Below are 13,325 nucleotides of genomic sequence, written 5' to 3' on the forward strand. Positions count from 1 at the left end.
CTGACAAGGACATGACCATGAACGATCTTTCCCGAGCGGCCGGCCAGGCCCCCATCGTCACCGACCTGCAAGTGATTCCAGTGGCTGGGCATGACAGCATGCTGCTCAACCTCAGCGGCGCCCATGGGCCTTTCTTTACCCGTAACATCGTGATCCTCAAGGACAACGCCGGGCATATCGGCGTTGGCGAAGTGCCCGGTGGCGAGCGTATCCGTGAAACCCTGGAAGACGCCCGCGCGCTGGTGGTCGGCCAGCCCATCGGCCAGTACCAGCAGATACTCAATCGCATGCGCGAAGCCTTCGCGGCGCGGGACAGCGCCGGCCGTGGGTTGCAGACCTTCGACCTGCGCATCACTATCCATGCGGTAACCGCTATGGAAGCGGCCCTGCTCGACCTGCTGGGCCAGTTCCTCGACGTGCCAGTGGCCGCGCTCCTGGGCGAGGGGCAGCAGCGCGACGCGGTGAAGATGCTGGGTTACCTGTTCTACATTGGCGATCGAGGGCAGACCACCCTCGGCTACCGTAGCGAAGACGGCCCTGACGACTGGTTCCGCCTGCGCAACGAAAAGGCCCTGACGCCGGAAGCGGTGGTCCGCCTGGCCGAAGCCGCCCAGGCCCGTTATGGCTTCAATGACTTCAAGCTCAAGGGTGGCGTATTGCGCGGTGAGGAAGAAATCGACGCGGTCACCGCCTTGGCCGAGCGTTTCCCTCAAGCCCGTATCACCCTGGACCCGAACGGCGCCTGGTCGTTGAAGGAAGCCATACGCCTCTGCCGAGACCAGCATCATGTGCTGGCCTATGCCGAAGATCCCTGCGGAGCGGAAGACGGCTACTCCGGCCGTGAAGTGATGGCTGAGTTCCGCCGTGCGACCGGCCTGCCCACCGCAACCAATATGATTGCCACGGATTGGCGGCAGATGGGCCATGCCATCCAGTCCCAAGCCGTGGACATACCGCTGGCGGACCCGCACTTCTGGACCCTGCAAGGCTCCGTTCGAGTGGCGCAGATGTGCAACGATTGGGGGCTGACCTGGGGCTCGCACTCCAATAACCACTTCGATATCTCGCTGGCAATGTTCACCCAGGTAGCAGCCGCTGCGCCGGGCGAGATCACCGCCATCGACACGCACTGGATCTGGCAGGACGGTCAGCGTCTGACCCGCGAGCCACTGCAGATCATCAGTGGCCATGTCGCCGTGCCGAAGAAGCCAGGCCTGGGTGTGGAAATCGACATGGACGCCGTGGCCCAAGCCCATGAGCTGTACAAGGGAATGGGCCTCGGCGCTCGCGACGACGCGGTAGCGATGCAGTTCCTGATCCCGAACTGGCGCTTCGATAACAAGCGGCCTTGCCTGGTGCGCTAGGCGACAAGGGGCAGTAGCAAAGGGCTGAGCAGGTTTATACTGGTTTTCCATACAGTATAGAGCCTGTTCCCATGTTACCCAGAGCTCCCCAGCGCGGCCGCGGTGCGGACAGCAATCCGGACAATCGTTTCCACAGCCAATGCTCGGTGCTGGAGGATGATGGCTGGCACCAGGAAGTGCCAGCCAGCGTCCACACCGAGGTCCGTATCGAAGCGGCGAAAACCATCATCGCTCGTAACAGTTCACCGGATATTCCCTTCGATCGCTCGATCAACCCCTACCGGGGCTGTGAGCACGGTTGCATCTACTGTTTTGCCCGCCCTACCCATGCCTATTGGGACATCTCACCGGGGCTGGATTTCGAAACGCGCCTGATCGCCAAGACCAACGCTGCACAACGCCTGGAAGAAACCTTGGGCAAACCGGGTTACCGGTGCGCGCCCATCGCCTTGGGCGCCAATACCGACCCTTACCAGCCCATCGAACAGGACTACCGCATAACCCGGGAGCTGCTGGAGGTTCTGCTGCGGTATCGCCACCCTGTAACCATCACGACCAAGGGCGCGATGATATTGCGTGACCTGGACATCCTTCGGGAATTGGCCAGCCTGCGCCTGGTACGGGTCATGATCAGCCTGACGACACTGGACAACGAACTCAAGCGTACCCTGGAACCACGGGCCGCAGCGCCTGGGGCACGTTTGCGAGCCGTACGGGTGCTGGCTGAAGCAGAGATACCCGTAGGGGTGATCTGTGCGCCTGTCATTCCGGCCATCAACGATCACGAGCTCGAAGCCATGATCCACGCCGCCGCAAAGGCCGGGGCGAGCAGTGCCCATTATGTGTTGTTGCGCTTGCCGCTGGAGGTAGCGCCGCTGTTCGAGGCATGGTTGCGTGTTCATTATCCGCAACGGGCGAACCATGTTCTGAGCATGATTCGGCAAAGCCGGGGCGGTGCACTCTATGATTCACGCTTCGGTGAGCGCATGAAGGGAGAAGGTGTTTTCGCCCAGATGGTTGCCAGGCGCTTCGCCCATGCTGTCAAGCGGGCCGGCCTTCAAGCACGTGCGGGCGATGGCCTGGATTGCCATGCGTTCAGCCCACCGGGGCAGCAGTTATCACTGCTTTAAGCTTTAAAACAGGAGTTGGCTGTTGCATATATAGAGCAGTAAGCAGACTGCCAGCATTTAATGTTATTTAGCTATTAGTCCATCAGTCCGGAAGTCCTTTATGTCTGGGTAATGGCACTTAAGCTTTGATTAAGGTCAAGACATTAGTTTGAGAATTGTCTTATTCGGTCACACTTTGTTTAATACCTGGGTGAAAGCTTTCAGTGTAGGATTTTTCTTCACCCCTTGTGGGGCAAGTCTTACCGTCAAGAGGATCAAGCATGGATTCGATGGATCAACCCCTCCCCGACCCGGCCACTGTCGACGAAAGCGCTGAGCAGTCGCTGCAACGTATCGTCAACGGCTTCCGCCATTTCCACCAAGAGGTGTTTCCGGAACAGCAGGCGCTTTTCAAGAAGCTGGCCACGGCACAGCGGCCGCGTGCCATGTTCATCACTTGCGCGGATTCGCGGATCGTGCCCGAGCTGATCACCAATAGCTCCCCGGGTGATCTGTTCGTGACCCGTAACGTCGGCAACGTGGTCCCTCCCTATGGCCAGATGAACGGGGGCGTGTCCACCGCGCTTGAATATGCGGTGATGGCGCTTGGAGTCCAGCATGTGATCATCTGCGGCCATTCCGATTGCGGCGCGATGCGGGCCGTGCTGAACCCGGACAGCCTGGAAAAGATGCCGACCGTAGCCGCCTGGCTGCGCCATGCCGAGGCGGCGAAAACCGTGGTGCACGAGAACTGCAATTGTGGTTCGGAGGCCGAGACCATGGCGGTGCTTACCGAGGAAAACGTTATCGCTCAGCTTCGCCACCTGCGTACCCACCCCTCGGTGGCCGCGCGCATCGCCAGCGGTCAGTTGTTCATCCACGGCTGGGTGTACAACATCGAAACCAGCGAAATCAAAGCCTACGATGCCGAGCAGGACTGTTTCCTGCCGCTGGACAGCCCTGATACCCCTAGCGCGACGCCCAAGGGACGCTTCTAGGAATGCAGCACACGTAGACCGCCGCCGCCCCTCGATGGGCGATGCCTAATGGGTCAGTGATTACAGGCCAGGGTTGAACGCCATCTTCGATGAAGTTCTGGCCGCTTCCGTTGTTAATAAGAACAATCAAAAACGGGTACTTCCTGCAGGAATTAGATGAAGCTGGCGAAGCGGCTGCGTGTCGCATTCGCCCGTTTCGCGGTCCTGCATCCGACGTGCCTGTTCATAACGGTCCGGCCACGGCCTGAAGTAAGTTCAGGAGAGCAACGTGACTATTACGCAAATAAAAGCGGCTTTGCCGCGCGAGCTGATGGCTTCGGTAGTGGTATTTCTGGTAGCGCTGCCGTTGTGCATGGGCATCGCCATTGCCTCCGGCGTGCCGCCGGCCAAAGGGTTGATCACTGGCATCGTGGGCGGTTTGGTCGTCGGCTTCCTGGCAGGCTCGCCCCTTCAGGTCAGCGGGCCTGCCGCCGGGTTGGCGGTATTGGTATTCGAGCTGGTTCGCCAGCATGGGCTGGGAATGTTGGGCCCGATCCTGGTACTGGCCGGTGGGCTACAGTTGCTGGCCGGACGCTTCAAGCTCGGGTGCTGGTTCCGGGTCACCGCGCCTGCCGTGGTGTATGGAATGTTGGCGGGTATCGGCATATTGATCGTGCTTTCGCAGATCCACGTCATGCTGGACCAGGCGCCTCAGCCTTCGGGAATGGCCAACCTGCTGCAGTTTCCAGGCGCGGTGGGTGACGCCCTGCCTACCTTGGGCGGAGGATTAGGCTGGCAAGCCGGCCTCCTGGGCTTGTTGACCATCGCCATCATGTGGGCATGGGAGAAGCTGCGTCCGGCGCGGTTGCGTTTCATTCCAGGCGCCTTGCTAGGGGTTACCGCCGCTACGGTGATCAGTCTGCTGCTACCCCTTCAGGTCAAGCGGGTGCAGGTACCTGAAAACCTTGCCGAGGCCATCGACTGGCTCACCCCTACTGATTTGATGGCGCTGGCTGATCCCGCCGTACTGATCGCGGCCGTGGCTCTGGCGTTCATCGCCAGCGCCGAAACGCTGTTGTCCGCCGCCGCGGTAGATCGCATGCACAGTGGTCCGCGCTCGGATTTCGACCGCGAGCTGTCCGCCCAGGGCGTGGGCAACATGCTCTGCGGTGTGCTGGGTGCCTTGCCCATGACCGGGGTGATCGTACGCAGCTCGGCCAATGTCCAGGCTGGGGCGCAAACCCGTGCCTCGGCCATTTTCCATGGCCTATGGCTGCTCGCCTTCGTGCTTTTGCTCTCGACAGTGTTGCAGAGCATTCCAGTGGCGAGTCTGGCCGGTGTGCTGGTGTTCACGGGTGTGAAACTGGTGGATTTCAAAGCCTTCCGTGGGCTGGGTCGTTATGGCCGTATGCCGATGTTCACCTATGCCGCTACAGCGCTGGCCATTGTGTTCACTGACTTGCTGACCGGCGTGTTGCTGGGCTTCGCCCTGACCCTGCTCAAGTTGGCGCTGAAGGCCTCTCGCCTGAAGATCGCCCTGATACCCTTGAGCGAAGGTCAGCTGGAGCTGCGCCTGACGGGCGCGGCCACCTTCCTGAAGGTGCCGGCACTGACCAAGGCTCTGGCCAGCATTCCCCCCGGTAGCCATGTGCACGTGCCCCTTGGCGGCTTGAGTTACATCGACCACTCATGTCTGGAGCTACTGGAAGATTGGGGCCGCGCCAATCAGGCCAGCGGCTCGCGCCTGACCATCGAGACCCGTGGGCTCAAGCGCAGGGTCGAGGGTCGCCTGCGCACAACCACCGGCCTGAGCGCGAGCGGATAAGGCTGGCGCTCAGGCGATATCCAGCCCCACGCCCAGTTGACGGGACAGGCACGGCCAGCGTTTCCAGGCCGCGCCCGTCTCGGGGCTGGTGAGCCTGTCCTTGTAGGCCTGGACAGTGTCCTGCTCGAAGGCTTCGTCATCGAGCAACTGGTCCATGGAGTGATGTACCACCTCGTCCAGTTGATTGGCGAAGGGCTCGCCGATCAGATTGTGGGCGATCAGGTTCGCCACTGTGGTGTCTACCGGAATCAGCGGCTGGGAAAAGTGACGAATATAGAGGTCGTTGACCTCTTCCACCAAGCGATGGGCCAGGTAAGCTTCATCCAGCAGGCCGTCCATGCCGTCATGGCCGTTCAGGATAGCGGGCGGCTGCAGGAAGTATTCCGTGGCGATATTGAGTACAGGATGGATCTGCGCGGCTATGCCAGCGTCTATGGCCACCTGGGCCGCCGCATCGATAAGGTCCGGCACCTGCTGGATGTATGCGTCAACGAAGCGCGGGAGCAAGGCGTCGTCGCTCATGGGCGCTTCAGCGAAGGTGATCGAATGATGCAAGTTCGAACGGTGCTCCTCCAGGTGCCGGGCCAATTGCCCGGTTCGCTGTTCATGTGCATGGGCGCGGTCGATCAACTCGCGTATGGCGGCGGTATTCATGGTGTCTCCAGCTAAACATGACGCAAAGCCCCTACGATAGTCGCGGCCCAGCGCAGAATAAGATGAAATTGTCATAACCATAGCCTGGTTATTTCTTTAGGTTATGTCATATGGCCAGCACTTAATTGCTCGCGCGAGGTTGCACCTCGCCCTCCAGCCTCTTAGCGTAGCGGCTTGTGCTTCGGGAGCTGAACATGACTCGTCTGGAAAAAACGGCCGCTGCTGTCATTACTGTAGCTGCCCTGGGTGCAGGTTGGGCGGTTGAGCGGATGCTCAGCCAGGAAGGCCCTGATGAGCGTACCGAGCTGGTCGAGGCCGGGATCATCCTTCTGCCTCAGGGCCGCGCCGTGCCGACCGTCTCCATGACGAACCAGGACGGCCAGGCGGTCGCCATGGATCAGCTCAAGGGCACCTGGAGCCTGCTGTTCTTCGGCTATACCTTCTGCCCGGATATCTGCCCCACCACATTGGCGCAACTGCGGGAGATCAAGCGGAAGCTCTCGCCTGAAATTACGGGGCGGCTGCGGGTGTATTTAGTCAGTGTCGACCCCCATCGGGATACGCCAGAGCAGCTCAAGAACTACCTGAGCTATTTCGATCCAGAATTCGTGGGCTTGACTGCGCCTGAGGATGTTCTGATGCAGTTGTCCTCGGGCCTGAGCATCCCCTACCTCCCCGCAGACACGAGCAAGCCCAACTACACCGTACAGCACAGCGGCAACCTGGCGGTGATTGGCCCTGACGGTCGGCTACGCGGTTTCATCCGCGCGCCTTTCGATTCGTCCCAATTGCTGCGGCGGCTGCCGCAGCTGGTCGAGGGAAGTTAGTTCAGAAGGCGGGCAAAACCGCGCCCTTGTATTTATCCAGGATGAACTGCTTTAACTCAGGGCTGTGCAGCGCCGTGGCCAGCTTCTGCATGGCCGGGCTGTCCTTGTTGTCCGGGCGGGCCACCAGAATGTTTACATAGGGCGAATCATTGCCTTCGATGACCAGGGCATCATGGGCCGGATCCAGCTTGGCCTCGAGGGCATAATTGGTATTGATCAGGGCCAGGTCCACCTGAGTCAGCACGCGTGGCAGCGTGGCGGCTTCCAGTTCGCGGATCTTCAGATCCTTCGGATTCTCGATAATGTCCTTGGGGGTCGCGAGGATATCCCGCGGATTCTGCAGTTTGATCAGGCCGGCGTTCTGCAGCAGCAACAGGGCCCGCCCCCCGTTGGTGGCATCGTTGGGAATGACCACGTTGGCACCGCCAGGCAACTCGGCCAGGGTCTTGTACTTGCTCGAGTAGGCGCCCAGGGGCTCCAGGTGAACGCCGGTGACGGCGAGCAGATCAGTGCCCTTGCCATTGTTGAACTCGTTCAGATACGGCTGGTGCTGAAAGAAGTTGGCGTCCAAACGCTTCTCGGCGACCTGGACGTTGGGCTGCACATAATCGGTGAAGACCTTGATGTTGAGGTCTACCCCTTCGGCGGCCAGGACGGGTTTGACGAACTCAAGGATTTCGGCGTGAGGCACGGCCGTGGCAGCCACGGTCAGGGTTTCATTGGCCTGGGCGGCAAGCGAGAACACGGCGGCGAAGGCCGCAAGCAATTTTTTCATGGAAAGGCTCCTGCGGGCCGCAATCGGCGGCCACGCTTATTTACGGGAAAAATGAACGACCAGACGATCGCCGATGCTTTGAAGGATCTGCACCAGCACCAAAAGCAGGATGACAGTGACTATCATCACATCCGTCTGGAAGCGCTGGTAACCGAAGCGGATGGCCAGGTCGCCCAAGCCGCCGGCCCCCACTACGCCCGCCATCGCGGTATAGGACACCAGGGTGATCGCCGTTACGGTAATGGCCGCGAAAATCCCCGGCCGGGCTTCAGGCAGCAACGCATTGAGGATGATCTGGCGGGTAGTGGCGCCCATGGCCTGGGTTGCCTCGATGATGCCTCGATCCACTTCGCGCAGGGCAGTTTCCACCAGCCGCGCGAAGAATGGCGTAGCCCCTACCACCAGGGGTGGGATGGCCCCGGCTACGCCAAGCGAGGTGCCGGTGATCAGCACGGTGAAAGGGATCATGACGATCAGCAGGATGATGAACGGCAGCGAGCGCAGTACGTTCACCAGGAACGATAGCAAGGCATAGACCCGACGCTCCTCGAAAAGCTGCCGGGGCCCGCAGAGGAAGAGCAGCACGCCCAATGGCAGGCCCAGAATGACGGTAAACAGCAGCGAGCCGCCCAGCATCAAAAGGGTATCGACCGTAGCCAGCCAGATTTCGGTCCAGTCCACATTGGCGAAGAAATCCATCAGCGCAGTACCTCCATATGAACGTCGGCTTCAGCGAAGCGGGCGAAGGCCGCCTCCAGGTCCCCGCCGGTCACGGCCAGGGTGAGCTGGCCATACGGGGTATCCTTGATACGGTCGATGCGCCCGGCCAGGATGCTGTAGTCCACCCCGGTTTCGCGGGCCACGGTTCCCAGCAGGGGGGCATAGGTGGCTTCACCTTGGAAGGTCAGGCGCAGGATGCGCCCGGGCACATGGGCGAAGTCGTCGCGCTGTTCGCTTTCATCCACGTGCTCGTCTTCCTGCACGAAACGCTTTGTGGTGGGATGCGTGGGGTGCAGGAACACATCCGCCACAGGCCCCTGCTCCACGATTCGCCCGGCATCCATCACCGCTACCTGGTCGCATACCCGGCGGATCACGTCCATCTCATGGGTGATCAATACAATGGTCAGATTCAGCTCGCGGTTGATCTCGGCCAGCAAGCGCAGCACCGACGCCGTGGTTTGAGGGTCGAGCGCGCTGGTGGCTTCGTCGCACAGCAGGATCTTCGGCTGGGTCGCCAGTGCGCGGGCGATACCCACCCGTTGCTTCTGCCCGCCGGACAACTGCGCGGGATACTTGCGGGCGTGCTCGCTCAAGCCGACCCGCGCCAGCAGACCCTGGACGCGGGTATCGATATCCTTGGTGGACAACTCCCCGGCCAGGCGCAGGGGCAGGGCCACATTGTCGGCCACGGTCTTGGAGGCCAGCAGGTTGAAATGCTGGAAGATCATGCCGACCTGCTGGCGCAACTGGCGCAGGCGATCGGCGCCATAGGCGGTTACATCCTCACCGTCGATGAAGATGGCGCCGCCGCTGGGTTGCTCCAGGCGGTTGATCAGGCGCAACAGCGTGCTTTTGCCGGCGCCGGAGTGGCCAATGAGGCCGAAGACCTGGCCGGAAGGGATGACGAGCCGGGTAGGATGCAGCGCGGGAATGTCCCGGCCGGCTACCCGGTAGGTCTTGTGGACGTCTTGAAACTCGATCACGGGTCACCTGCGTGCCGCGCGCCGGGTGGGCGCATTGGGGCGGTTAGCCAAAACCGCGCATTTTAACCTGAGCGCGGCTCGGCTTGAGAATTTCTTTCGAGGACGCGCCGAGGCGTACTGTCGCGGCTAGAGATTGATCGGAGGAAGGCCTGGCGCAGCGAAGCCATTATCCAGGGCGGTAGCGCCGTAGGCCCGCCCTGGAAAATCGCGCTCAGGGCTTGGCGGGGCTCAGGATAACGATCGCCGGTTGCTTGCGCTCGATACGATGAGCGAGCTTCCATTCCAGCCCGGGCGCGCGGCGCGTGACGCGCTTGCGCAATAGGGCTTCAAGCCACGGAATATCGGCCTGACGAGGCGCCTGTACCACGACATCGCACTGGTAATTGACAATGTCGCTGGTGAGGTCGTCCAGTTGGGCCCACAGCTGACGTTGATCCTGGGTTGCCAGGATTACTGGCGTACTGTTGGCGGTAGGGTCGATCAACCGTGCGATCGGCTTGGCTTCAGCGGCCTTGAGCGCCGCTTCGGCCTTTTCCAGTTCAGCCTTGCGGGCCTGGGCGATAGCGCCATTGACGCCACCAGTGAGCGCAGGCGCCTGAGGCATCAGGGCGCGGGCACGAGCCAGCGCGGTCGCGGCCGCGTTCACGTCCCCCTTCTGCAATACGATCTGGCTGCGCTTGAGATAAGCCTCGGCGAGCTGGCGCTGAGCGGTCTCCAGTTGGGAATCGTCCGGGGTTTGCGCTTGCAGGGTTGCAAGTTGATCCTCGGCCGTGGCCAGTTCATTGCTGTCAATGCTCTGTCGCAGCACTTCCAGGGCCGAGGGCGGCGGCGGCGGCGCAGGCACGGGTGGCGCGCTCTGACAACCGGCAAGCACCAGGGAACAGGCTACGATCAGCAGACAACGAGACGTCAAAAGCTTCATTGCGCCACTCTCTTTATGGGCAAAATCGAGCAAGTCTACACGCCGGATGCCCACGGGAAAAAGCCCCATGCTTTCATGCCCGCCGTGGCAAGGTGTAACTGACAAGGAACAATGCGGCGGCACTGACCACGATGGACGGGCCGGCCGGCGTATCCTTGAACCAGGACATCGCCAGCCCCGCCAGTACCGCGAGAACCCCTAGCAGGCTGGCTCCGAGCGCCATGTGCTCAGGTGACCTGGCATGGCGTTGCGCGGCCGCGGCCGGAATGATCAGTAGCGAAGTGATCAGCAGCACCCCGACGATTTTCATCGCCACGGCTATCACGATAGCGATCAGCAGCATCAGGGCCAGGCGCAGCCCTGCCACGGGCAAGCCTTCCACTCGAGCCAGCTCCTCGTGCACTGTAATGGCAATCAGGGGGCGCCAGAGCAGGCTTAGCAAAACCAGTACCAGCGCGCTGCCGCCCAGTATCCAGCCCAGGTCCGCTGGACTCACGGCCAGCAGGTCGCCGAACAGATAGCTCATCAGGTCGATGCGTACGTCACGCATGAAACTTAGCGCCACCAGCCCCAGGGACAGGGTGCTCGGCGCCAGGATGCCCAGCAGCGTGTCCGAAGCCAGGGGCTGGCGTTGCTGCAAGGTGACCAGCACGACCGCCAGGATCAGGCAGCCGAGGGTAACGGCCAAGGTGGGGCTGATGTCTAGCGCCAGGGCGAGGGCGACGCCCAGGAGCGCGGCATGAGACAGCGTATCGCCAAAATAGGCCATGCGCCGCCAGACCACGAAGGCACCCAGAGGGCCGGCGACAATGGCAAGCGCCAAGCCAGCCGCCAGGGCGTAAAGAAGAAAGTCAGCCATGATTGCAATGGGCTCCATGTGCATGGGGCTGGCCACCGATGACCTCTCCATGCAGGGTATGGGCATGGTCGTGATGATGGTGGTACACCGCCAGGCCTGGCGCGTAGTCGCCGAAGAGCTCGATGAAGGCTGGGTCGCCGCTGACCTGTTCCGGATGACCGGAGCAGCACACATGACGGTTCAGGCAGACCACCTGGTCGGTGGTGCTCATCACTAGGTGCAGGTCGTGAGACACCATCAGTACCCCGCAGCCATGGCGATCGCGCAAGCGCGTGATCAGCCGGTACAGCTCTACCTGGCCGGCGACATCCACCCCCTGGACAGGCTCGTCCAGTACCAGCAACTGCGGCTCACGCAGCAATGCCCTGGCCAGCAGCACACGCTGCAGCTCGCCACCGGAAACGCTTTGTACCGGCTTGTCGATGACCTGGGCCGCTCCTACCTCGGCCAGCGCGGCCTCGGCCCGGGCGCGGTTCACGCCTGGCAGCAGGCGCAGGAAGCGCACGACCGAAAGCGGCAAGGTGGGCTCGACCTGAAGCTTTTGTGGCATGTACCCCACCCGCAGCCGAGGCTGACGCCAGACCGAGCCGCTGTCTGGCTGCAACAGGCCAAGCACCGCCCGTACCAGGGTCGTCTTGCCCGCCCCGTTCGGGCCGATCAGGGTTACGATTTCGCCTGCGCTCACCTGGAGATCCACGTGGTCCAGCGTGGCCTGACCGTCGAAAGCGACGCTGACCTGCTCCAGGCGCAGCAATGGCTCGCTCATCAGGCCGCTGCCTTGCAATTGCTGCATAGGCCGACCACTTCGACCGTTTGGGTTTCAACGCTGAAACCGACCGTGCTGGCGCCTTCGTTGATCGCCTGGGTGATACCGGGCTGTTCCAGTTCCACAGCGATATGGCATGTCCGGCAGATCAGGAACTGCCCCTGGTGCGCATGCTCGGGATGAACGCAGCCCATGAACGCGTTGAGCGAGGCGATGCGGTGGACCAAGCCATTGTCGAGCAGGAAATCCAGAGCTCGGTAAACCGTGGGCGGCGCCGCGCGGCGGCCGTCCTGCTCGCTCAGCACAGCGAGAATGTCGTACGCGCCAAGCGGCTTATGGCTCTGCCACACCAGTTCAAGCACGCGACGGCGCAGCGCGGTCAGGCGCAGGCCCTTCTGCTGGCAGAGGGTGTCGGCTTCGGTCAGCGCCGAATGGACGCAATGGGAGTGGTCATGGGGACGGTGGGCCAGCGGCGTAGTGAACATGAGCGGGACGCATCGGTTGAGAGACGTTATTATGTTACTCCTTTTCAGCCGCTCTGGGGTGCCTGCCGTGTCTCGGCTTTTCGTATGGATCATTTGTAGCGGCCTGGGCCTGGCCTTCAGCCCATTGGCCAATGCCCAGCTTTCAGTGCTGACCAGCATCAAGCCGGTTCAGTTGATCGCCGCCGCGGTGCAGGATGGCCTGGGCACGCCAGACGTACTGCTGCCACCAGGGGCGTCCCCTCACCATTACGCGTTGCGCCCATCCGATGTACGCCAGGTCGGCTCGGCCGACTTGGTGTACTGGATCGGGCCGGACATGGAAGCCTTCCTCGACAAGGCCCTGACGGCCCGCAAGCAGCCGAGCGTGGCCCTGCAGACCCTGCCCGGCCTGCATTTGCGTCATTTCGGCGAGCAAGGCGATGCGCATGTGGATGATCACGGCGATGAAGGCCACGCAGGCGACCAGGGTGATGAACACGACGAGCATGACCACGATCATCGCCCAGGCTCACTGGACGCCCACCTCTGGCTCGACCCGGCCAACGCTTCGGTGATCGCGGAAAAAATGGCGGCGGATTTCGCCCAGGCCGACCCGGCCAATGCCGTCCGGTACCAGCAGAACCTGGCAAGCTTCAAGCAACGCCTGGCCACGCTGGACGGCGAACTTCGTCAACGTTTGGCAGGCGTGGCTGGCAAACCGTTCTTCGTGTTCCATGAGGGCTTCGATTATTTCGAACAGGCTTATGGCCTGAAGCACGTTGGGGTGTTCAGCGTGGCGGCGGAGGTACAGCCCGGAGCGGCGCATGTGGCAGAGATGCGGGCTCGCTTGAGCGGGGCCGGCAAGAGCTGCGTGTTCAGCGAGCCCCCTGCGCGACCGCGGCTGGCCGAAACCTTGACCGCCGGGCTGCCGGTGCGCCTGGCGGAACTCGACCCGCTCGGGGCGTCGGAAACAGCAGACGCGCGAGGCTATGAACAGTTGCTGCGGCGTTTGGCCGACAACCTGGCAGATTGTCTGGAAGCCCTGTGACGCTTCGTTGAGCCGGGCTCCAGGCCCGG

14 protein-coding genes are annotated in these 13,325 nt (G+C 62.0%); 6 read left to right on the plus strand and 8 right to left on the minus strand.

What is annotated here, in order from left to right:
* The first annotated feature begins 17 nt into the window (after nt 1-17).
* The 4 genes from gudD to BN1188_RS05970 all read left to right on the plus strand — a co-directional run bounded on the left by gudD (nt 18) and on the right by BN1188_RS05970 (nt 5,275).
* A complete protein-coding gene (gene gudD, locus BN1188_RS05955; RefSeq protein ID WP_040260466.1) occupies nt 18-1,364 on the plus strand; it encodes a glucarate dehydratase in 1,347 nt (448 codons plus the stop codon).
* Between the two features lie 71 nt (nt 1,365-1,435).
* Nucleotides 1,436-2,494 carry a PA0069 family radical SAM protein gene (locus BN1188_RS05960; RefSeq protein WP_040260468.1) on the plus strand — a complete coding sequence of 353 codons (1,059 nt, stop codon included), beginning with the start codon at nt 1,436-1,438 and terminating at the stop codon, nt 2,492-2,494.
* 260 nt (nt 2,495-2,754) lie between these two features.
* Nucleotides 2,755-3,471: a carbonic anhydrase gene (locus BN1188_RS05965; protein ID WP_040260469.1), complete on the plus strand. Its 717-nt coding sequence runs from the start codon at nt 2,755-2,757 to the stop codon at nt 3,469-3,471.
* 310 nt (nt 3,472-3,781) lie between these two features.
* Nucleotides 3,782-5,275: a SulP family inorganic anion transporter gene (locus tag BN1188_RS05970; RefSeq protein ID WP_052469175.1), complete on the plus strand. Its 1,494-nt coding sequence runs from the start codon at nt 3,782-3,784 to the stop codon at nt 5,273-5,275.
* A gap of 9 nt (nt 5,276-5,284) precedes the next feature.
* Here the strand turns inward: BN1188_RS05970 and BN1188_RS05975 are convergent, their stop codons facing one another.
* Nucleotides 5,285-5,929 carry a hypothetical protein gene (locus tag BN1188_RS05975; RefSeq protein WP_040260471.1) on the minus strand — a complete coding sequence of 215 codons (645 nt, stop codon included), beginning with the start codon at nt 5,927-5,929 and terminating at the stop codon, nt 5,285-5,287.
* Nucleotides 5,930-6,123: 194 nt separating this feature from the next.
* Here BN1188_RS05975 and BN1188_RS05980 point away from each other — a divergent pair, with 194 nt between their 5' ends.
* Nucleotides 6,124-6,756 carry an SCO family protein gene (locus BN1188_RS05980; RefSeq protein ID WP_040260472.1) on the plus strand — a complete coding sequence of 211 codons (633 nt, stop codon included), beginning with the start codon at nt 6,124-6,126 and terminating at the stop codon, nt 6,754-6,756.
* A 1-nt stretch (nt 6,757) separates the two neighbouring features.
* On the opposite strand, the gene BN1188_RS05985 is transcribed toward BN1188_RS05980, so the two are convergent.
* The 7 genes from BN1188_RS05985 to BN1188_RS06015 form a co-directional block, all read right to left on the minus strand.
* On the minus strand, nt 6,758-7,531 hold the full coding sequence (locus BN1188_RS05985; protein WP_040260473.1) for a MetQ/NlpA family ABC transporter substrate-binding protein: 774 nt from the start codon (nt 7,529-7,531) through the stop codon (nt 6,758-6,760).
* A gap of 36 nt (nt 7,532-7,567) precedes the next feature.
* The gene (locus tag BN1188_RS05990; RefSeq protein WP_040260474.1) at nt 7,568-8,230 is read right to left on the minus strand and encodes a methionine ABC transporter permease; all 663 of its coding nucleotides are present in this window, start codon (nt 8,228-8,230) and stop codon (nt 7,568-7,570) included.
* Nucleotides 8,230-9,237, minus strand: coding sequence for a methionine ABC transporter ATP-binding protein (locus BN1188_RS05995; RefSeq protein WP_040260475.1), 1,008 nt, complete (start codon nt 9,235-9,237; stop codon nt 8,230-8,232). The genes BN1188_RS05990 and BN1188_RS05995 overlap by 1 nt, the downstream gene beginning before the upstream one ends.
* 211 nt (nt 9,238-9,448) lie before the next feature.
* Nucleotides 9,449-10,159 (minus strand): PA5502 family lipoprotein, encoded by a 711-nt coding sequence (locus BN1188_RS06000; RefSeq protein WP_040260476.1) that lies wholly within the window; start codon nt 10,157-10,159, stop codon nt 9,449-9,451.
* A 73-nt stretch (nt 10,160-10,232) separates the two neighbouring features.
* Nucleotides 10,233-11,018, minus strand: a complete 786-nt coding sequence (gene znuB / locus BN1188_RS06005; RefSeq protein WP_040260477.1) for a zinc ABC transporter permease subunit ZnuB — start codon at nt 11,016-11,018, stop codon at nt 10,233-10,235.
* A complete protein-coding gene (gene znuC / locus BN1188_RS06010; protein WP_040260478.1) occupies nt 11,011-11,784 on the minus strand; it encodes a zinc ABC transporter ATP-binding protein ZnuC in 774 nt (257 codons plus the stop codon). The genes znuB and znuC overlap by 8 nt, the downstream gene beginning before the upstream one ends.
* Nucleotides 11,784-12,269: a Fur family transcriptional regulator gene (locus BN1188_RS06015; RefSeq protein ID WP_040260479.1), complete on the minus strand. Its 486-nt coding sequence runs from the start codon at nt 12,267-12,269 to the stop codon at nt 11,784-11,786. The genes znuC and BN1188_RS06015 overlap by 1 nt, the downstream gene beginning before the upstream one ends.
* A gap of 58 nt (nt 12,270-12,327) precedes the next feature.
* On the opposite strand from BN1188_RS06015, the gene znuA reads away from it, so the two are divergent.
* Nucleotides 12,328-13,296 carry a zinc ABC transporter substrate-binding protein ZnuA gene (znuA, locus tag BN1188_RS06020; protein WP_408633581.1) on the plus strand — a complete coding sequence of 323 codons (969 nt, stop codon included), beginning with the start codon at nt 12,328-12,330 and terminating at the stop codon, nt 13,294-13,296.
* Nucleotides 13,297-13,325 lie beyond the last annotated feature (29 nt).

Source organism: Pseudomonas massiliensis, from assembly GCF_000826105.1.
Classification (GTDB): Bacteria; Pseudomonadota; Gammaproteobacteria; order Pseudomonadales; family Pseudomonadaceae; genus Aquipseudomonas; species Aquipseudomonas massiliensis.